This window comes from Azoarcus sp. Soil_N_20 (assembly GCF_057656155.1).
The window spans coordinates 1-18,635 of record NZ_JBDGKX010000026.1 but is presented as its reverse complement, the minus strand read 5'-3'; the positions used below and the strand labels follow the sequence as shown (position 1 = coordinate 18,635).

Sequence of the window (18,635 nt, the reverse complement as noted above, 5' to 3'; positions counted from 1 at the left end):
AAGGAGGAGGATGGCATGGGTGTCAAGTCATATGACGGACGGGCGGAGGATCTGCTGCACACGATGCTGCTGATCAGGGCCTATGAGGAGCGCGCGGCGGCGCTGCAGGCAGAATCCGGGGTGCCCGGCACGTGCACCGCGGTGGGGCAGGAGGCGTCGGCGGTCGGCGTGGTTGCCGCCCTCGACGCCGACGACCTGATTCTCACCAACCACCGCAGCGCCGGCCACCTCCTCGCGCGCGGAGCCGATCCGGGCCGCCTGCTGGCCGAGGTGATGGGGCGTCGCGGCGGCTACTGCAAGGGCAAGAGCGGCTCGCTGCATATCTCGGCCAGGGAACTCGGGGTGATCCTGACCTCGACCATCGTCGGCGGCGAGCTCGCGCTCGCGACCGGTGTCGCACTGGCGCAGAAGACGTTGCGCCGGGCGGGCGTCGTGGTCTGCTTCTTCGGCGACGGCGCGGCCTGCGAAGGCCGCTTCCATGAGTCGCTCAATCTCGCCGCCGTGTGGCAGTTGCCCATCCTCTACGTGTGCGAGAACAACCAGTGGCAGGCCTTCGTGCATCGCCGCGAGACCATGCTGAACGACAGCATCGCGTCGTGGGCTGCGCCTTACGGCATCGACAGCGCGACCGTGGATGGCAACGACGCGGAGCAAGTGCGGGCGATCGCGACCGAGGCCCTCGATGCGATCCGCGCCAGCGGCCGCCCCTTCCTGCTCGAGACCCGGACCTATCGCCTGCGCGGTCACTTCGAACCCGACGACCAGGCCTATGTCGACCCCGACGAACTCGCCACCTGGCGGGCGCGTGATCCGCTGCCGCGGCTGCAGGCGCGCCTGCTTGCAGCCGGACGGGTCGACACTGCCGGAATTGCCGCGATGGAGGCCGATGTGCGCAAACGGATCGATGCGGCAGTCGCGTTCGCGATCGATTCGCCGTATCCGGCGATCGAAGAACTGACCGCCGACGTTTACGCCTAGGAGCATCGAGATGGCACACATGACCGTCCAGGAAGCGATCGATCAGGCGCTGGCGGAGGAGATGGCGCGCGATCCTTCGGTGCTGCTGCTAGGTGAAGGGGTGGCGACCAAACGCCGGGCGCTGGTCGAGGCCTTCGGGGCCGAGCGCGTGCGTAACACGCCGCTGGCCGAGGGCATCATTGCCGGCACCGCGGTGGGTGCGGCGGCGACCGGGCTGCGGCCGGTGATCGACCTGCTGTTCGCTCCCTTCCTGTGCTACGCAATGGACGAACTGGTCAACAGCGCCGGCAAGCTGCGCTATCTGTCCGGTGGGCAGTTCTCCTTCCCGCTGGTGACGATCGCGATGACCGGCGCCGGCTGGTGTGTCGGCGCCCAGCACAACCACAACGTCGAGGCCTGGTTCGCGCATGCACCGGGACTCAAGGTCGTCATGCCGGCAAGCGTGGCCGACTTCAAGGGGCTGCTCAAGAGTGCGATTCGCGACGACAATCCGGTGCTGTTTTTCGTCGATATCGGCCTCGCCTACAGTAGCGGAGCGTTTCCGGACGGCGACCATACGGTGCCGATCGGGCAGGCCGTGGTGCGACGCGCGGGCGAGGAGGTGACGCTGATCTCGTACGCGAAAACGGTGGACGTCTGCGAGCGTGCGGCGCAGACCCTGGCCGGGCACGGGATCTCGGCCGAGGTGATCGACCTGCGCACGCTCAAGCCGCTGGACGAGGCGGCGATACTCGCCTCGGTGCGCAAGACCGGTCGCGCGGTGATCGTGCACGAAGCCAGCCGCAGTTTTGGCGTCGGCGCCGAGGTTGCCGCCACCATCGCCGAGCATGCGCATGATGCACTCAAGGGCCCGGTCCTGCGCCTGGCCGGCCCCGATGCGCCGGCACCGGCGAGCTACCCGCTGGAGCAGGCGTTCGTACCGCAGGCCGATGCGGTCGTGGCGGCTGCGCAGCGGCTGTTCGTCTAGCGTGGTCTGCCGGTTCGTCGGCGCGCCGAACACAGAGGGGAGTGGAAGGTTCGGGGGAGTGCCGGAGGCGATGGCACTCCCGTGGGCCGGATCTAATACACGAACGGGATCAGTTTGCGAACCCGCCGACGGTACGCAGCGTAGGCCGGGAAGCGGGCCATCAGCCAGACTTCTTCGCGGCGCGACTTGATGTCGAAGAACACGAACAGCACGGCCGCGTAGGCCAGCGTCAGCCAGCCCTGAACGAACAGCGCCCAGCCGACGGCGATCAGGATCAGGGCGCAGTAGATGGGATGGCGCACCACCCCGTACAGACCGCTCTCCACCAGCGTTGCGTGGTCCTTCGGGTGAGGCAGGGGCGTCAGATTGGGGCCGAGGTGAAGGGCGGCCGCGATCGCGGCAACGGCCCCGAGCACCAGCAGTATCAGCCCTGCCGTCATCACGACCAATGGGTGCGGCCAGTCGGGCAAGCCGAAGGCCGTGCGCGGACCGAGGGCGACCAGCGCCAGGATCAGACCCTGCGCGACCACGTACCACTCGCCGCGAGCACCTTTCCACCACGTTGGCCGATTGTTCATGGCAGCTTGTTGCCGAAGAGCCGGAAGGTGACCATGATGGTCAACACTGTCCGCCGCTGCAAGCCGTCTGCCCCGGAGGCCGCGAAGCTGGGGAGCGTCGCTGGAAGGCAATCGGGTCGGTCCTACTCAACGACGACTGAGCCGCCACTCGGCGAGGACTTCCCGAGCGGAATTGCGGCGAGCGAGGAACGCCTGTGCCGGGGGGACGTCCTACCGAACGTATTCATGGAGGGGGAGATGGCAGTGAGTTCAACGACAGGAAAACTGGTGGTCGCCGCTGGGGTGGCGATTGCGGCCGCGATTGCGTATCTGCTGCTGCGCCCGGCGCCATTGCCGACGGTGACGCCTGCGCCGGTCGAACAGACACAAGCCCCGCAGGGCAACGAAGCAGCGGGGCCGATAGCGCCGAGCGTGCGCTATCCCATCCCCGAACCCGGGCAGGAAGCGGCCGCGACCGCCGGCACGACCGCGCCTTTGCCCGATCTGGACGCGAGCGATACGGTGCTGGGCGAAGCGCTTGCCGGTCTGATCGGTCGCGGCGGCTTGAGTGAGTTGGTGGTGCTGAAGGACCTGGTGCGCCGGATCGTGGTGACGGTGGATAGTCTTCCGGGCGAACAGATGCCTTGGTCGCGTTCGCCGATTCGACAGGCCGAGGGCGGGTTTCAGATCGATACCGGCGAGGACGGGCTGTCGATCGCGGCCGGGAATGCGGCGCGCTACCGGCAGTACGTGGAGTTTGCCGACGCCATCGACAGTGCCCGGTTGGTGGAGGTCTATGTGGGCCTCTATCCGCTGTTCCAGGCTGCGTACGACGAGTTGGGCTATCCGAACGCCTACTTCAACGACCGTCTGGTGGCCGTGATCGACCATCTGTTGGCCGCGCCGGAGGTGGCGGGACCGATTCGACTGGTGCAGCCCAAGGTGCGCTACCGGTTCGAGGACCCCGCGCTGCAGCAGGCCTCTGCCGGGCACAAGATCATGCTGCGGATGGGGACGGATAATGCCCGCCGGGTCAAGACGAAGCTAAGGGAGATCCGTCAGCGCCTGACCGGTGCTTTGCCTCCGAACTGAGCTGCCGGCACCGGGCGCCGGAAGGGTACGGATCTGCCGCGTTCAGCGTTCAGTTTGTGTTTGCGGTGGGCTCTTGCAGTCCCCAGGCCTTGCCGACGAGTTCGAACGAACGCAGCCGCGCCCCGTGATCGAAAATCTGCGCGGTTAGCATGACTTCGTCGGCCGTGGTCCTGGCGACCAGATCGTCGAGCTGTGCGCGAACGGTGTCGGGCGCGCCGACCGCCGCGCACGATAGCGATTCGTCGGCGAAAGCGAGTTCGGCCGCCGACCAGTCGCTTTCGGTGAACGCTTCCGGCGGCGGCACCGGGCCCCGTACGCCGCGTGCCATGGCGGCAAAGCGCAGACGCAGGGAACGGAGCAGGAACTGCGCTTCGTCGTCAGTATCGGCTGCGATGGCGTTGGCGCCGACCATGAAGTAGGGCTGCGCCAGCACCGCCGAGGGGCGGAAATTGTCGCGATAGACCTGGATCGCCTGCATCAGGAAACGGGGCGCGAAGTGCGATGCGAAGGCAAACGGCAGTCCGAGTTGGGCGGCCAGATCCGCACTGTAGAGACTGGAACCGAGCAGCCAGATCGGCACCGCGAGCCCGGCGCCGGGAACGGCCTGCACCGCCTGACCAGGCACGGCGGGCTTGAAGTAGGCCTGAAGTTCGAGGACGTCCTGCGGAAAGGACTCGGCACTGTCCGCGTCGAGGTGACGACGCAGTGCCCGTGCGGTACGTTGGTCGGTGCCGGGCGCACGGCCGAGGCCGAGATCGATGCGGCCGGGAAAGAGCGACTCCAGGGTGCCGAACTGCTCGGCGATCACCAGCGGCGCATGGTTCGGGAGCATGATGCCGCCGGCGCCGACGCGGATGCTGGAGGTCGCTGCGGCCACGTGACCGATCACCACGGCAGTCGCCGCACTGGCGATGCCGGTCATGTTGTGGTGCTCCGCGAGCCAGTAGCGGCGATAGCCCCAGCGCTCGGCGTGCTGCGCAAGATCGCGGGTGTTGCGCAGGGCCTCGGCCGGGGTGCTGCCCTGGGTGACCGGGGCGAGATCGAGGACTGACAGTGGTGGTCGCATCACCTTCGCGCTCAGGCGGCCAACCGCTTGTCGTGTTCGATCAGGGCGTAGGCCGAGTGATTGTGGATGGATTCGAAGTTCTCCGACTCGACACCGTAGGCATCGACCCGGGGTTCGGCGTTGAGCAGGCCGGCGACGTCACGCACCATGTCCTCGACGAACTTCGGGTTGTCATAGGCCCGTTCGGTAACGAACTTCTCGTCCGGGCGTTTGAGCAGACCATAGACCTCGCACGAGGCCTGGCTCTCGACCAGTTGCACGACCTCCTCGATCCACAGGTGGTCGTTGATCGTTGCGGTCACGGTGACATGGGAGCGCTGGTTGTGCGCGCCATATGCGGAAATCTTCTTCGAACACGGACACAGGCTGGTCACCGGCACCAGCACCTTCATGGTGAACTCGTAGTGGCCGCCCTCACGGATGGTACCGATGAAGGTGACATCGTAATCCATCAGGCTGTGCACACCGGAGACCGGCGCGACCTTGTCGACGAAGTAAGGGAAGGTCATTTCGAGATGGCCGGTTTCGGCCTCGAGACGGGTCACCATCGCGCGCAGCATCGGCTCGAAGGACTCGACCGAGATCTCCCGTTCGTTGCCGTTGAGGATCTCGATGAAGCGCGACATGTGGGTGCCCTTGAAATTGTGGGGCAGGCCGACGTACATGTTGAAGGTCGCGACCGTGTGCTGAACGCCGCCCGATTTGTCGCTGACCCGGATCGGGTGACGAATCGCCTTGATGCCGACCTTGTTGATCGCGATCTGGCGGCGGTCGGCGCTGCTCTGGACGTCGGGAATGGCCTGCACTGCCTGGGTGTTCATGGGCTGCTCTCTGTTGTGGTCGGGCGGCTGAGTGCCTCTGTTGAGCCGCGATCCTAGCGTTCCCGACAAAATTACTCAACTATTGACCGGATAGACCCGCTCAATGCTGGCGAGGATGCCGGCCTGGTCGAGACCGACCGACGCCAGCAACTGTCCCTGATCGCCGTGATCGACGAAACGATCCGGGAGACCGAGCCGCAGCACGCGCGGACGGACCGCGAGATGCTCGATCACGTGCGCCACTTGCGAACCGGCGCCGCCGATGACGGCGTTCTCTTCCAGGGTCACGATCAGGTCGTGGGTCGCGGCAAGTTCCGCAATGAGGGCCTCGTCCAGCGGCTTGATGAAGCGCATGTTGGCCACGGTGGCATCGAGCACGTCGGCGACCGCGCGGGCGGTGCCGACCATGCTGCCGAACGCGAGCAGCGCAATCCGGCTACCGTGGCGCAGGACCTCACCCCTGCCGATCGGCAGCGCGCTCATCGCCTTGACCGGGGCAATGCCGGCACCGCTGCCGCGCGGATAGCGCACGGCAGTCGGTCCATCGTGACCGACCGCGGTGTAGAGCATCTGGCGGCATTCGTTCTCGTCGGCCGGTGCCATTACCACCATATTGGGAATACAGGCCAGGTAGGAAAGGTCGAACGCGCCGTGGTGGGTGGCGCCATCGGCGCCGACCAGTCCGCCGCGATCGATTGCCAGCACGACCGGCAGATTCTGCAGGGCGATGTCGTGGATCAGCTGATCATAGGCGCGCTGCAGGAAGGTCGAATAGATCGCCACCACGGGGCGGTAACCTTCGCAGGCCATGCCGGCGGCAAACGTCAGCGCATGCTGCTCGGCGATGCCGACATCGTAGTAGCGGTCGGGATGTTCCTGCTCGAAGCGCACCATGCCCGAGCCCTCGCGCATCGCAGGGGTAATGCCGACGATGCGGGAATCGGCGGCCGCCATGTCGCACAGCCAGTCGCCGAATACCTGCGTATAGGTCAGTTTGCCGCCGCCCTTGCCACTTTGGATGCCGGAAGTGTGGTCGAACTTCGAGACCCCGTGATACAGGATCGGGTCGGCTTCGGCGAGCTTGTAGCCCTGGCCCTTCCTGGTGATCACGTGCAGGAACTGCGGGCCTTTGAGCTTGCGGATGTTGTGCAGGGTCGGGATCAGCGCGTCGAGATCATGGCCATCGATCGGGCCATAGTAGTGAAACCCGAATTCTTCGAACAGGGTCCCGGGTGTGATCAGGCCTTTGACGTGTTCTTCGACCTTGCGTGCCAGTTCGGCCATCGGCGGTGCGACCCCGAGCACCTTCTCGCCGACGCGGCGGGCCGCGTTGTAGGTGGAGCCGGACATCAGGCGGGCGAGGATCTTGGTCAGTGCACCGACGGGCGGCGAGATCGACATCTCGTTGTCGTTAAGGATCACCAGCAGGTTGATCCCGTCCATGTCGCCGGCGTTGTTGAGCGCTTCGAAGGCCATGCCGGCAGACATGGCGCCATCGCCAATCACCGCGATGGCGCTGCGGTCCTCGCCACGGTCGCGTGCAGCGGCGGCCATGCCGAGCGCTGCCGAGATCGAGGTCGATGAGTGGGCGGTGCCGAAGGTGTCGTATTCGCTCTCGCAGCGACGCGGAAAGCCCGAGATGCCGCCCCAGTGGCGCAGCCCGCTCATCGCCTCACGGCGGCCGGTGAGGATCTTGTGGCCGTAGGTCTGGTGGCCGACGTCCCATACGATGCGATCCTCGGGGGTATTGAAAACATGGTGCAGGGCGATGGTCAGTTCGACCGTGCCGAGGTTCGACGACAGATGTCCGCCCGTCTTCGAGACCGATTCGATCAGGAATGCGCGAAGCTCGTCGGCGACCACGCGCAGTTCGCGGCGGTCGAGGGCGCGAAGGTCGGCGGGTGAAGCGATGCGTTCGAGATGTGAGTACGGGGACATTGGGTAGACCGGCGGTAAATGGGCTCAGAAGGAGCGATGGACGATGTAGTCGGCCAGCGCGCGCAAACGGGCGGCACGATCGCCCAGAGGCACGAGCGCGTCGTGGGCGTCGGCGAGCAACTCGTGGGCGAGGCGCTTCGCGTCGCCGATGCCGAGCAGGCTCACATAGGTCGGCTTGCCGTTGTCGGCGTCCTTTCCGGCGGTCTTGCCCAGCGTGGCGGTATCGGCTTCGGCATCGAGGATGTCGTCCACGACCTGGAACAGAAGGCCGACCAGCTTGGCGAAACGATCGAGCTGCTGGAGTTCGTCCGGAGCTGTCGGGGTGCCGGCATGGGCACCGAGCAGCACCGCGGCCCGGATCAGCGCGCCGGTCTTGTGAATGTGCATGAACTCGAGCTCCGCCCGCGACAGCTGCTTGCCGACTGCGGCGAGATCGATCGCCTGCCCGCCAGCCATGCCGCGCGAGCCGGAGGCGCTGGCGAGCACGCGAATCATCGCGACCTGTCCGGCAGGCGTGTCGCTTGCGGCTTCGTCCGCGAGTACCTGAAAGGCGAGGGTCTGCAATGCGTCGCCCACCAGTAGTGCGGTGGCTTCATCGTATTCGACATGCACGGTGGGTTTTCCGCGGCGCAGGACATCGTCGTCCATGCACGGCATGTCGTCATGAACGAGCGAGTAGGCGTGTATCAGTTCGACTGCACAGGCGGCGTGGTCAAGGCGTCCGGCCGGCGCGCCGGCGACCTCGCCGGCTGCGTGCACCAGCAGCGGCCGTACCCGTTTGCCACCCCCGAGTACCGCATAGCGCATGGCTGCATGGAGGCGCTCCGGCGCCACGGCGGGGTCGGGTAGGGCGTTGCACAGTGCGGCTTCGGTTCGTTGCTGGATGTGGCGCATCCAGTCGGCAAAGTCCTGCTGGCTCATTGTTCGCTCCGCGGTGCGTCCGGATTGAAGTCGGTCAGCGATTCGCCTTCGAGCACACGAATGCGTTGCTCCGCGTCGCTGAGCGCTTCTTGACAGAATTTCAGCAGGCCCATGCCACGCTGGTAGCGTTCGAGCGCGTCTTCGAGCGTAAGACTGCCCGCTTCCATTTGCTGGACGATGGTCTCGAGTTCCGAGACTGCAGCCTCGAAGGATTTTGGAGCTGACGCCGACTTGGACATGGATCAGAACGTGGCGCGGGCAAAGGGGGGAAAATAACCGATCCGGCATCTGGCGGTCAAACCGGGCATGGCTTAAACTAACATGTTTATTTTTCCGGATTCTGGTCCAGATAGGGGGTTCGGGGATGTCCGACATCGCGGCCAAGGCGGAACTGGCACAGGCTGTTTCTCAGCTGCCGGTTTCATGGTACTTCGACGAAAAGGTTTTCGAGTTGGAGAAGAAACTTCTCTTCGATGCCGGGCCGGGGTACGTTGGCCATGAGCTGATGGTACCGGAAGTCGGCAACTACCGTTCGCTCGAATGGCTGGATCACTCGAAGCTGCTGTTCCGCACCGATGCGGGCATCCATCAGCTGTCGAACATCTGCCGCCATCGTCAGTCGATCATGCTGCAGGGGGCGGGTCGGACCGAGCACATCGTCTGCCCGATTCATCGCTGGACTTACGACCGCCAGGGCGCATTGCTCGGGGCACCGCACTTTCCGCGCAATCCCTGCCTCGACCTGAAACGCGACGGGTTGGAGAGCTGGCAGGGATTGTTGTTCAAGGGCCCGCGCTCGGCCAATGCCGACCTCGCCGGCATGCAGGTGGCGCCGGAGCTGGACTTCACCGGGTTCAAGCTCGACCGGGTCGAGATCCACCAGTGCAATTACAACTGGAAGACTTTCATCGAGGTCTATCTCGAGGACTACCACGTCGTGCCCTATCACCCGGGCCTGGGCAACTTCGTCACCTGCGACGACCTGACGTGGCAGTTCGGCGACTGGTATTCGGTGCAACGCGTCGGGATCACTTCGCTGGCCAAGCCGGGCTCGCCGACATACGGTAAGTGGCACAAGGCGATCCAGGAGTATTACGGCGAGAAGAAGCCTGAACACGGCGCGATCTGGCTGACCTACTACCCCAACATCATGGTGGAGTGGTATCCGCATGTGCTGGTGGTGAGCACGCTGATTCCGACCGATGTGGACAAGACCACCAACGTGGTCGAGTTCTACTATCCCGAGGACATCGCCGAGTTCGAGCGTGAATTCGTCGAAGCCGAACAGGCGGCCTACATGGAAACCGCGATCGAGGATGACGATATCGGAGAGCGCATGGACCGCGGCCGGTTGGCGCTGTTGAAGGAAGGGCGCAACGAGGTCGGGCCGTATCAATCACCGTTCGAGGACGGAATGCAGCACTTTCATGAGTTCTATCGCCGAATCATGGATGCACATATCTGAGCAGGCGGTGGTAACAGGGGCGGGCGGAAGCCCGCCCGGCTGGTCAGCGGATGTCCTGCAGTTCCCTGGGTAGCGGGAAGGTGACCTTCTCGGGTACGCCGTCGAGGTCACGTACCGAACCGCTGCTCAGCTGCTTCAGGCGGTCGATCACATCCTTGACCAGCACTTCGGGTGCGGATGCCCCCGCCGTGACGCCGATCCGGCGCTTGCCCTCGAGCCACAATGGGTCGATGCCCGCTGCGTTGTCCACAAGGTAGGCTGGCACACCGCGCAGTTCTGCGACCTCACGCAAGCGGTTGGAGTTGGAACTGTTCCTTGAACCCACGACGAACACCACATCGGCATAGGGCGTCATGAACTTCACCGCGTCCTGTCGATTCTGCGTGGCATAGCAGATATCGTCCTTCTTCGGCCCGACGATGTTCGGGAAGCGCTCGCGCAGTGCGGCCACGATGGCGGCGGCGTCGTCCACCGACAGTGTGGTCTGGGTCACGTAGGCGAGCTTGTCCGGGTCGGCAACCTCCAGGAGGTCGACGTCGGTCGCGGTCTCCACAAGGTGGATGCCGTCCTTCACCTGGCCCATCGTGCCCTCGACTTCGGGGTGGCCCTTGTGGCCGATCATGACGATCTCGCGGCCCTGCTCGCGCATGCGAGCGACTTCGAGGTGGACCTTGGTGACCAATGGGCAGGTGGCATCGAAGACGCGAAGGCCGCGTGCGTCGGCTTCATCGCGTACCGCCTGGGAGACGCCGTGCGCGCTGAAGATCACGGTATTGCCGGCAGGCACTTCATCGAGCTCCTCGATGAAGATCGCCCCCTTGGCGCGGAGATCGTCGACCACGAACCTGTTGTGCACCACTTCGTGGCGGACATAGATCGGTGCGCCGTAGCGCTGCAGGGCGCGCTCGACGATCTCGATCGCACGCTCGACCCCGGCGCAGAAGCCGCGCGGGTTGGCGAGCAGAATTTCCTTGTCGTTCATCTGTTCTCTCTCTGGGTGTTGACCGGCATCACGACGTGCCGATGATCTTCACCTCGAAGCGGATGCTCTTGCCGGCCAGCGGGTGGTTGAAGTCGATCAGTGCGGAATCCGCATCGATCTCGCGCACCAGACCCGAATAGCGCGAGCCGTCGGGCGCACTGAACTCCATGACGCTCATCGCTTCGATCTCTTCGGCCGGCATGTGTTCGCGTTTGACGCGCTCCACCAGCTCCTCGCGATGAGGACCGAAGGCGTTTTCCGGCTCGAGTTCGAACGTGTGATTGCTGCCGATTTCGAGGCCGACAATGAGTTGCTCCATCGCCGGCAGCATTTCGCCCGCGCCCAGTTGCAGGGTGGCGGGGGTGGCCTCGAAGGTGCTGATCAGGGGCTGGCCGTTGGGCAGCGTGATGCGGTAGTGCAGGGTGACAAGGCTGTTGGCGGCAACGGTCTGGCTCACGAGGAACGCTCCGGGTTGGGGTCGGTGTTGTGGCGGTCGCCGCGGAACTGAGCCCACAGCATCAGGCCGACTCCGATGGTGATCGCCGAATCGGCGAGGTTGAAGGCCGGCCAGCCGTAGCTGCCGGCGTGAAAATAGAGGAAGTCGACCACGGCGCCGTGCATCAGGCGATCGATCACGTTGCCGATGGCGCCGCCGATGATCAGTGCGAAGGCTACCGGCAACAGGCGCTCGCTGCGATGGTGGTACATCATCGCGAGGAGCCAGCCACAGATCACGACGGCCAGCCCGGTAAAGAACCAGCGCTGCCAGCCGGAATGATCGGCCAGGAAGCTGAACGCGGCGCCCGGGTTGAATACCAGCACCAGGTCGAAGAACGCAGTGATCGGGATCACTTCGCCATAGTGCATCGTTCCGAGGACGAGCTGCTTGGTGAGCTGGTCGAGCGCGACGATGAGCATGGCAAGTGCCAGCCACGGCGCCATTGCGGCAAGGGGCTTGCGCTGATCAGGCATGCGTGCGGGTCTCGCCTGCACCATAGAGATTGCCAACGCAGCGACCACACAGCGTGGGGTGCTCGTCGTTGTGGCCGATGTCGTCGGTGTAGTGCCAGCAGCGCTCGCACTTGTGGTTGGCGCTCGCGGTAGCGACGATCCGTTCGTCGTCGGCGGCGTCGACCTGGCTCAGCGTCGCGCTCGAGGTCATGGTGACGAAACGGAGGTCTTCGCCCAGGCTCTGCAGTGCGACGAACTTGTCTGTGGCAAGGCGCAGTTCGAGTTCTGCCTGCAGCGAGGAGCCGACCTTGCCTTCGGTACGCAGCGCCTCGATCACCTTGAGCGCTTCCGCACGGACTGCCCGGATGGTCTCCCAGCGTGCGGCCAGACCGGCTTCGCCTTCCTGTGCCGGCAGGGCATGGAAGGTGTGCAGCATCACGCTATCGTCCTTGCCCGGGTTCAGCACCGTCCAGGCTTCCTCCGCGGTGAAGGACAGGACGGGGGCCATCAGCTTGAGCAGCGTCTGGGTGATGTGCCACAGCGCGGTTTGCGCCGCACGCCGCGGCAGGCTGTCCTTCCTGGTCGTGTACAGGCGATCCTTGAGGATGTCGAGGTAGAAGGCGCCGAGGTCTTCGGCGCAGAAGACCTGCAGCGCCTGCACGCTACGATGAAACTCGAAGCGGGCATAGTCGGCCTCGGTCTGTTGAGCAAGCTGGCGGGTGAAGGCCAGTGCGTAGCGGTCGATATCCAGCCACTGATCGAGCGGAACTGCATCGGTTGCGATGTCGAAGTCAGCTGTGTTGGCAAGCAGGAAGCGCAGGGTGTTGCGTACCCGGCGGTACACTTCCACGACCCGGTCGAGAATCTCCTTGCTGATCGACAGCTCGCCCGAGTAATCGGTCGAGGCCACCCACAGGCGGAGGATCTCGGCACCGAGCTTGCCGGTGACTTCCTGCGGCAGGACGACGTTGCCGACCGACTTGCTCATCTTGCGGCCCTGGCCGTCGACGGCGAAGCCGTGCGTCAGCAACGCCTTGTAGGGCGCATGGCCGTCGATTGCGCTTCCGGTCAGCAATGAGGAGTGGAACCAGCCGCGATGCTGATCGGATCCCTCCAGATACAGGTCGGCACGCGGACCCTCGGCATGGCCGTCGTTGTGCGAACCGCGCAGCACGTGCCAGTGGGTGGTGCCGGAATCGAACCACACGTCGAGCGTGTCGCTGATCTTGTCGTAGTGCGCAGACTCATCGCCCAGCAGTTCCGCGGCGTCGAGCTTGAACCAGGCTTCGATGCCTTCCTTCTCGACCCGCAGGGCAACTTCTTCCATCAGCTCGACCGTGCGCGGATGCAGTTCGCCGCTTTCCTTGTGCAGGAAGAACGGGATCGGTACGCCCCAGTTGCGCTGACGCGAGATGCACCAGTCCGGGCGGTTCGCGATCATCGCATGCAGCCGTGCCTGACCCCAGGCGGGATAAAACTTCGTCGCCTCAACTGCGCGTAGCGCGCGTTCGCGCAGCGTGGACCCATCCGCTGCCGCGGTGTCCATGCCCACGAACCACTGTGCAGTGGCGCGATAGACCAGCGGCGTCTTGTGACGCCAGCAGTGCATGTAGCTGTGGGTGATCTTGCTGTCGGCCAGCAGGGCACCCACTTCGCGCAGTTTGTCCACAATGGCCGGATTGGCCTTCCAGATGTTCATGCCGCCGAAAAAGGGCAGGTCGGAGACGTACTGGCCGCCGCCCATCACGATCGAGATGATCTCGTCGTTGGTGCGACCGTAGGCATGCCACGAGTTGAAGTCGTCCACCCCGTGAGCGGGCGAGGAATGCACGATGCCTGTGCCGGCGTCGAGGCCGACGTATTCGGCCAGATAGACCGGTGATGGACGGTCGTAGAACGGGTGGCGGAACTCGATACGCTCCAGTGCGGTGCCCCTGGCGGTGCCGATCACCTTGCCTGCGCGCTGGTAGCGCTCCAGACAAGTGGCGACCAGGTCCTGCGCCAACACCAGCAGGCGATCGCCGATGTCGACGAGCGCATAGTCGAACGCGGGGTGCACGTTGAGTGCCTGGTTGGCCGGAATGGTCCACGGAGTTGTCGTCCAGATGACGGCAGCAGCGGGCTTGCCCAGTACCGTCAGACCGAAGGCGGCGGCAAGCTTGTCCGAGTCTGCATCGGCCACGGCAAATGCGACGTCGATCGTCGGGGACGGTTTGTCGGCGTATTCGACCTCCGCTTCGGCCAGTGCCGAGCCGCAGTCGAAGCACCAGTTGACGGGTTTCAGGCCCTTGAACACATAGCCAGCCTTGGTCATCTCGGCAAGTGCCCGGATCTCATTGGCTTCGTTTGCGAAGTCCATGGTCCGGTATGGGTTTTCCCAGTCGCCGAGTACGCCGAGGCGGATGAAGTCGGTGCGCTGGATGTCGATTTGCTCGGCGGCATAGGCACGGCAGAGCTCACGCACTTTGTCAGCAGGCAGGTTCTTGCCGTGGGTGACCTCGACCTTGTGCTCGATCGGCAGCCCATGGCAATCCCACCCCGGTACATAGGGTGCATCGAATCCGGCCATGGTCCTGGCGCGGACGATGATGTCTTTCAGGATCTTGTTCAGCGCATGGCCGATGTGCAGGCTGCCGTTGGCGTACGGCGGGCCGTCGTGAAGCACAAACTTGGGACGGCCGGCGCTGGCGGTGCGAATGCGCTGATAGAGCTTCTTCTGTTGCCACTCGGCGATCCATTTCGGCTCGCGCTTGGGCAGGTCGCCGCGCATCGGGAAGGGGGTGTCGGGCAGGTTCAGCGTCTTGCGGTAGTCGGCCATGGCAGTCGTCTTTGTTCAGTCTTGCAGGCAATTCGGATTGAGGATGAACCAGTCTCGTGCCGCGTCGGTGTCGCGGGCGATCTGTGCCTTCAGGGCGTCGAGCGAGGAGAACTTGGCTTCCTCACGCAGCTTGTGCAGAAAGTGAATTCTCGGATGGGCGCCATAACAATCGCCGTTCCAGCCCAGCAGGTGGACCTCGAGGCGGGCCTGTCCAGCGTCGGTTGCGGTCGGGCGGACGCCCACGTTGGCAACGCCCGCGATCCGGCCGCTTTCCAGGCCTTCGACGCCGACCGCAAAAACGCCGGAAAGCGGAGGGCGGCGATGCTTGAGCTGGATGTTGATGGTGGGAAAGCCGAGTTGGCGCCCGATCTTGTCACCGTGCATGATCTTGCCCGCAATGCTATACGGCCGCCCGAGCAACTGAGCAGCGTGAGCAAGGTCGCCTGCCGCAAGTGCGTCGCGTACCGCCGAGCTTGACGCCCGCTCTCCGGCGACGGACAGCGTCGGCATGGATTCGACCCCGAATCCATGCTCGTGCCCCGCGTCCTGCAGCATCGCAAAGTCACCAGTGCGGCGCGCGCCGAAGCGGAAGTCGTCACCGATGAATAGATGGCGCACCGCAAGCCCCCGGATCAGCACGTCATCGATGAAAGTGGCCGCGGGCTGCGCCGCGAAGCGGGCGTCGAAGCGGCATACATGAACGCGATCGATGCCACTGGAGGACAGCAGCAGTAGCTTCTCACGCAGCGAGGCCAGTCGCGCCGGTGCGGCGTGTGGCGAGAAGTACTCGCGCGGGTGGGGTTCAAACGTCATGACGACAGCCGGCAGGCCCAGAGCGCTCGCCTTGTCGGTAAGCAGCCTGAGAAGTGCCTGGTGGCCAAGGTGCAAGCCGTCGAAATTGCCGATGGTCAGCACGCAGGCCTGTTGTGCCCGTTCGGGGATGCCGCGTAAAACCTGCATAACCGCCTGAAAAAAGTCGCGATTATACCGGCAAAGGAGGTGCTGAATCAGCCCAACTGTGCAACCCGGGTGCGTGGTGCCAGCGGATTGTCCTCGAAATAGCGCTTGACCCCGCGCAGGATGGCCTCGGCCATCTTGTCTTGGTAGGCGTTGTTGTTGAGCCGCCGTTCTTCCTCCGGGTTGCTGATGAAGGCAGTTTCAACCAGGATCGACGGGATGTCGGGTGCCTTCAGCACCGCAAATCCAGCCTGTTCGACATGAGATTTGTGCAAGGTATTGATGTCGCCAAGCTCGGCCAGGACTGCCTTTCCGAGTTTGAGGCTGTCGTTGATGGTCGCCGACTGCGACAGGTCGAGCAGCGTGCGGGCAAGATGACCGTCCTGGCGCGCCAGGTTCACTCCGCCGATCAAGTCCGCGTCGTTTTCCTTCCGTGCGAGCCAGCGCGCAGCAGTGCTTGAGGCGCCGCTTTCCGACAGCACGAATACCGAGCTTCCGCGCGCTTCCGGACGAACAAACGCATCCGCATGAATGGAGACGAACAGGTCTGCCTGCACCCGTCGTGCCCGGGTGACCCGTTGTGCCAGCGGCACGAAGTAGTCGCCGTCGCGGGTCAGTACCGCACGCATATTGGGTGCGGCATCGATCTTCTTCTTCAGGCGCTTGGCGATATCGAGTGTTACGTTCTTCTCATAGCTGCCGCCGCGTCCGACGGCGCCCGGATCCTCTCCGCCATGACCGGCATCCAGTACCACCGTAAACAGACGGTTTACCCGCGGGTCATTGCGGCGTTCCGGCGCCGTGACGGCGTCAGTGCGACGTGCCGTGTCGGGGAGCGTATGGGGGGGCGTTTCCGTCGTTCCGGTGTCGCCTGTCGCTGCCTCCATCGGTGATGACTTCTGGATCAGTGCCAGAAGGGGGTCAAGCGGTACGACGGGATGGAGGTCCAGTACCAGGCGATGACCATAGTTGCCAACCGGTGCAAGTGCGAAGGCCTGAGGGTTGGTCTCGGACTTCAGTTCGACAACAATCCGGACCACGCCTGGCCGGTTCTGTCCGGCGCGGATGCGGCGGATATAGGGGTCGGACTCGAGGACCTTCCCGGGCAGCGTTTGAAGTACGCTGTTCAGTTCGATACCTTCGAGATCGACAACCAGTCGGTCGGGATCCTTCACCAGGAGATGGGTGAATTTGAGCTCGCGGTTGCCTTCGAGGGTGATCCGCGTGTACTCATCGGCCGGCCATACCCGGACCGCGAGCAAGCTGCCTGCAGCCATGCCGACCGGGCTGACGAGTAGGGCGAGCGACGCTCCTGCGAATTTCAGTAGTGTCCGTCGGTTCACTCCGGGTCCACTGGGCGGCGGGTGCTCAGGTAGCTTGAAAGTTGGTTTACGCATTTTTGCCCCGCTTCCGTTGATCCTCGGATGCTTGCCCGCCGTCCCTCACGTTCCGGTTCAAGCTCGACGCTGACATCTGGCGCAGCGAGATATGGCATCGCATGTTGAGGCCACTCCACGATGCATACCCCCGGTCCCGAAAAGTACTCGTCCAGCCCTGCATCAAGATACTCTTCAGGTGAATTCAGACGATAAAAATCAAAGTGATATAAGTCTAATCTAGAAACTACATAAGGTTCAATCAAAGTGTACGTCGGGCTCTTGACTTTTCCTCGGTGTCCAAGAGCGACCAGGGCTCCGCGGGTGAGTGTTGTTTTTCCGCTTCCGAGGTTGCCGAGCAACCATATCTTCAGGCCGGGCACCAGCGCTCCAGCCAGGGCTGCGCCCAGGTCGAGGCTGTCCTGTTCGTTATCGAGGTGCATCGACAGAGTGCAGTCGCTATCATTTAAAGGGTGAACGATATTGATCATGAGCATTTGTCCTCGACCGGTGGTGAGTCTGATGTGAGCATGGCGGCGATGGCAGGTCGCGTCCGGGCGTGGGCGCACGAGCTCGGGTTCGGCGCCCTGAGCATTTCTGACGTGGACCTCGGTGCTGCGGAGGAGGGCTTGGAGCGCTGGCTTGCGGCCGGATTCCATGGCGCGATGCATTATATGGCGGCTCACGGCCTGAAGCGGGCTCGCCCTGCCGAGTTGGTTCCAGGGACGATCCGGGTCATTTCCGTGCGGATGGACTACTGGCCGAATGCTGAGGCGGCAGGCACGGTGCTGTCTGATCGTTCGCTCGCTTATGTTTCCCGTTACGCGCTCGGTCGCGACTATCACAAGGTGCTTCGAGCCAGGCTGCAGAAGCTGGCTGATCACATCGTTGCAGTGGTGCCGTCGGCCTATCGTGTGTTCGTCGATTCGGCGCCAGTGCTCGAAGTCGCGCTTGGTGTCAGGGGTGGGCTCGGATGGCGTGGTAAGCACACCTTGCTGATCGATCGCTCGGCTGGCTCCTATTTTTTCCTGGGTGAGATCTTCACGGATCTACCACTGCCGACCGACAGGGAGGTGGGTGCTCATTGCGGGCAATGCACGGCCTGTCTGACGGCGTGCCCGACGGGAGCGATCGTGGCGCCCTATAGACTTGACGCGAGGCGCTGCATCTCCTATCTCACCATCGAACTGCAGGGGGCGATCCCGGAAGATTTGCGTCCGTTGATCGGGAACCGCATCTACGGTTGTGATGACTGTCAACTTGTCTGTCCCTGGAATCGTTTTGCCCGCCGATCGGTGGAGCCGGATTTCGAGGTCAGGAACGGGCTCGATTGTGCGTCCTTGATAAGTTTGTTTGCGTGGTCGGAGGACGAGTTTCGCGCGCGTACTGCGGGTAGTCCCATTCATCGCATTGGTCACGAACGATGGCTTCGCAATATTGCGGTGGCTCTTGGCAACACTGAGGGGGGGGCGGACGTGATCGCGGCGCTAGCTAGCCGTCAGGATGATCCATCCCCATTGGTAAGAGAGCATGTGCATTGGGCGCTCGCGCAGCACGGCCGAGGCGAGTGATCCGGTGGGTTGTGGTGAGGCGCTACAGGCGCATCAATCGGAAGATCCTCTGTTTTTTTCAATTGTTGTTCATTTGTCCGTTGACGAAGTCTTTCTGGTGTCTATAATGCGCACCTCTTCACCGCGCAACGTGCTTCATAGGCGGCGGGCAGGTGGAGGGAGCAGTGGGTGTAAA

18 protein-coding genes are annotated in these 18,635 nt (G+C 63.9%); 5 read left to right on the top strand and 13 right to left on the bottom strand.

Translation table 11 applies throughout. From position 1 onward, the window contains the following. The first annotated feature begins 15 nt into the window (after window positions 1-15). Together AC3A35_RS26675 and AC3A35_RS26670 are read left to right on the top strand one after the other, a co-directional pair. The gene (locus AC3A35_RS26675; protein WP_487439582.1) at window positions 16-978 is read left to right on the top strand and encodes a thiamine pyrophosphate-dependent dehydrogenase E1 component subunit alpha; all 963 of its coding nucleotides are present in this window, start codon (window positions 16-18) and stop codon (window positions 976-978) included. 10 nt (window positions 979-988) lie between these two features. Beyond that, the gene (locus AC3A35_RS26670; protein WP_487439581.1) at window positions 989-1,945 is read left to right on the top strand and encodes an alpha-ketoacid dehydrogenase subunit beta; all 957 of its coding nucleotides are present in this window, start codon (window positions 989-991) and stop codon (window positions 1,943-1,945) included. Between the two features lie 92 nt (window positions 1,946-2,037). On the opposite strand, the gene AC3A35_RS26665 is transcribed toward AC3A35_RS26670, so the two are convergent. Beyond that, a complete protein-coding gene (locus AC3A35_RS26665) occupies window positions 2,038-2,523 on the bottom strand; it encodes a methyltransferase family protein (protein ID WP_487439580.1) in 486 nt (161 codons plus the stop codon). Window positions 2,524-2,556: 33 nt separating this feature from the next. Between AC3A35_RS26665 and AC3A35_RS26660 the strand changes: the two genes are divergently transcribed. Further along, window positions 2,557-3,594 carry a DUF3014 domain-containing protein gene (locus AC3A35_RS26660; protein ID WP_487439579.1) on the top strand — a complete coding sequence of 346 codons (1,038 nt, stop codon included), beginning with the start codon at window positions 2,557-2,559 and terminating at the stop codon, window positions 3,592-3,594. A 49-nt stretch (window positions 3,595-3,643) separates the two neighbouring features. Here the strand turns inward: AC3A35_RS26660 and AC3A35_RS26655 are convergent, their stop codons facing one another. From AC3A35_RS26655 to AC3A35_RS26635, 5 genes are all read right to left on the bottom strand, one after another. Beyond that, window positions 3,644-4,660: an LLM class flavin-dependent oxidoreductase gene (locus AC3A35_RS26655; RefSeq protein ID WP_487439609.1), complete on the bottom strand. Its 1,017-nt coding sequence runs from the start codon at window positions 4,658-4,660 to the stop codon at window positions 3,644-3,646. Window positions 4,661-4,671: 11 nt separating this feature from the next. Beyond that, the gene (gene folE2 / locus AC3A35_RS26650) at window positions 4,672-5,481 is read right to left on the bottom strand and encodes a GTP cyclohydrolase FolE2 (protein ID WP_487439578.1); all 810 of its coding nucleotides are present in this window, start codon (window positions 5,479-5,481) and stop codon (window positions 4,672-4,674) included. Window positions 5,482-5,556: 75 nt separating this feature from the next. Further along, window positions 5,557-7,419, bottom strand: a complete 1,863-nt coding sequence (dxs, locus tag AC3A35_RS26645; protein WP_487439577.1) for a 1-deoxy-D-xylulose-5-phosphate synthase — start codon at window positions 7,417-7,419, stop codon at window positions 5,557-5,559. A 24-nt stretch (window positions 7,420-7,443) separates the two neighbouring features. Further along, window positions 7,444-8,340 (bottom strand): polyprenyl synthetase family protein, encoded by an 897-nt coding sequence (locus AC3A35_RS26640; protein ID WP_487439576.1) that lies wholly within the window; start codon window positions 8,338-8,340, stop codon window positions 7,444-7,446. Then, window positions 8,337-8,579 (bottom strand): exodeoxyribonuclease VII small subunit, encoded by a 243-nt coding sequence (locus AC3A35_RS26635; protein ID WP_487439575.1) that lies wholly within the window; start codon window positions 8,577-8,579, stop codon window positions 8,337-8,339. Before AC3A35_RS26635 ends, AC3A35_RS26640 begins: the two co-directional genes overlap by 4 nt. Before the next feature lie 125 nt (window positions 8,580-8,704). Between AC3A35_RS26635 and AC3A35_RS26630 the strand changes: the two genes are divergently transcribed. Continuing rightward, window positions 8,705-9,805, top strand: a complete 1,101-nt coding sequence (locus tag AC3A35_RS26630; RefSeq protein WP_487439574.1) for an aromatic ring-hydroxylating oxygenase subunit alpha — start codon at window positions 8,705-8,707, stop codon at window positions 9,803-9,805. Between the two features lie 43 nt (window positions 9,806-9,848). Here the strand turns inward: AC3A35_RS26630 and ispH are convergent, their stop codons facing one another. The 7 genes from ispH to tsaE are packed head-to-tail and all read right to left on the bottom strand — an operon-like array spanning window position 9,849 to window position 17,380. Next, on the bottom strand, window positions 9,849-10,787 hold the full coding sequence (gene ispH / locus AC3A35_RS26625) for a 4-hydroxy-3-methylbut-2-enyl diphosphate reductase (RefSeq protein ID WP_487439572.1): 939 nt from the start codon (window positions 10,785-10,787) through the stop codon (window positions 9,849-9,851). 28 nt (window positions 10,788-10,815) lie between these two features. Further along, window positions 10,816-11,244: an FKBP-type peptidyl-prolyl cis-trans isomerase gene (locus AC3A35_RS26620; RefSeq protein WP_487439571.1), complete on the bottom strand. Its 429-nt coding sequence runs from the start codon at window positions 11,242-11,244 to the stop codon at window positions 10,816-10,818. Then, window positions 11,241-11,759, bottom strand: a complete 519-nt coding sequence (gene lspA / locus AC3A35_RS26615; RefSeq protein WP_487439570.1) for a signal peptidase II — start codon at window positions 11,757-11,759, stop codon at window positions 11,241-11,243. Before lspA ends, AC3A35_RS26620 begins: the two co-directional genes overlap by 4 nt. Next, window positions 11,752-14,556, bottom strand: coding sequence for an isoleucine--tRNA ligase (ileS, locus tag AC3A35_RS26610; RefSeq protein ID WP_487439569.1), 2,805 nt, complete (start codon window positions 14,554-14,556; stop codon window positions 11,752-11,754). The genes lspA and ileS overlap by 8 nt, the downstream gene beginning before the upstream one ends. A gap of 15 nt (window positions 14,557-14,571) precedes the next feature. Further along, entirely contained in the window at window positions 14,572-15,516 is a 945-nt protein-coding gene (locus AC3A35_RS26605; protein WP_487439568.1) for a bifunctional riboflavin kinase/FAD synthetase, read from the bottom strand. Between the two features lie 47 nt (window positions 15,517-15,563). Continuing rightward, window positions 15,564-16,910, bottom strand: coding sequence for an N-acetylmuramoyl-L-alanine amidase (locus AC3A35_RS26600; RefSeq protein WP_487439567.1), 1,347 nt, complete (start codon window positions 16,908-16,910; stop codon window positions 15,564-15,566). Then, window positions 16,853-17,380, bottom strand: a complete 528-nt coding sequence (tsaE, locus tag AC3A35_RS26595; protein WP_487439566.1) for a tRNA (adenosine(37)-N6)-threonylcarbamoyltransferase complex ATPase subunit type 1 TsaE — start codon at window positions 17,378-17,380, stop codon at window positions 16,853-16,855. Before tsaE ends, AC3A35_RS26600 begins: the two co-directional genes overlap by 58 nt. Window positions 17,381-17,419: 39 nt before the next feature. Between tsaE and queG the strand changes: the two genes are divergently transcribed. Then, window positions 17,420-18,460, top strand: a complete 1,041-nt coding sequence (gene queG, locus AC3A35_RS26590) for a tRNA epoxyqueuosine(34) reductase QueG (RefSeq protein ID WP_487439608.1) — start codon at window positions 17,420-17,422, stop codon at window positions 18,458-18,460. Window positions 18,461-18,635: the final 175 nt, after the last annotated feature.

What these genes read in the sequence shown, in the direction of transcription:
- AC3A35_RS26635 (WP_487439575.1), bottom strand. Translation starts at nt 8,579, where the DNA reads ATGTCCAAGTCGGCGTCAGCTCCAAAATCCTTCGAGGCTGCAGTCTCG.
- AC3A35_RS26640 (WP_487439576.1), bottom strand. Translation starts at nt 8,340, where the DNA reads ATGAGCCAGCAGGACTTTGCCGACTGGATGCGCCACATCCAGCAACGA.
- dxs (WP_487439577.1), bottom strand. Translation starts at nt 7,419, where the DNA reads ATGTCCCCGTACTCACATCTCGAACGCATCGCTTCACCCGCCGACCTT.
- AC3A35_RS26665 (WP_487439580.1), bottom strand. Translation starts at nt 2,523, where the DNA reads ATGAACAATCGGCCAACGTGGTGGAAAGGTGCTCGCGGCGAGTGGTAC.
- ileS (WP_487439569.1), bottom strand. Translation starts at nt 14,556, where the DNA reads ATGGCCGACTACCGCAAGACGCTGAACCTGCCCGACACCCCCTTCCCG.
- queG (WP_487439608.1), top strand. Translation starts at nt 17,420, where the DNA reads ATGGCGGCGATGGCAGGTCGCGTCCGGGCGTGGGCGCACGAGCTCGGG.
- ispH (WP_487439572.1), bottom strand. Translation starts at nt 10,787, where the DNA reads ATGAACGACAAGGAAATTCTGCTCGCCAACCCGCGCGGCTTCTGCGCC.
- AC3A35_RS26605 (WP_487439568.1), bottom strand. Translation starts at nt 15,516, where the DNA reads ATGCAGGTTTTACGCGGCATCCCCGAACGGGCACAACAGGCCTGCGTG.
- AC3A35_RS26675 (WP_487439582.1), top strand. Translation starts at nt 16, where the DNA reads ATGGGTGTCAAGTCATATGACGGACGGGCGGAGGATCTGCTGCACACG.
- AC3A35_RS26660 (WP_487439579.1), top strand. Translation starts at nt 2,557, where the DNA reads ATGATGGTCAACACTGTCCGCCGCTGCAAGCCGTCTGCCCCGGAGGCC.
- AC3A35_RS26655 (WP_487439609.1), bottom strand. Translation starts at nt 4,660, where the DNA reads ATGCGACCACCACTGTCAGTCCTCGATCTCGCCCCGGTCACCCAGGGC.
- lspA (WP_487439570.1), bottom strand. Translation starts at nt 11,759, where the DNA reads ATGCCTGATCAGCGCAAGCCCCTTGCCGCAATGGCGCCGTGGCTGGCA.
- AC3A35_RS26670 (WP_487439581.1), top strand. Translation starts at nt 989, where the DNA reads ATGGCACACATGACCGTCCAGGAAGCGATCGATCAGGCGCTGGCGGAG.
- AC3A35_RS26630 (WP_487439574.1), top strand. Translation starts at nt 8,705, where the DNA reads ATGTCCGACATCGCGGCCAAGGCGGAACTGGCACAGGCTGTTTCTCAG.
- folE2 (WP_487439578.1), bottom strand. Translation starts at nt 5,481, where the DNA reads ATGAACACCCAGGCAGTGCAGGCCATTCCCGACGTCCAGAGCAGCGCC.
- AC3A35_RS26600 (WP_487439567.1), bottom strand. Translation starts at nt 16,910, where the DNA reads ATGCGTAAACCAACTTTCAAGCTACCTGAGCACCCGCCGCCCAGTGGA.
- tsaE (WP_487439566.1), bottom strand. Translation starts at nt 17,380, where the DNA reads ATGATCAATATCGTTCACCCTTTAAATGATAGCGACTGCACTCTGTCG.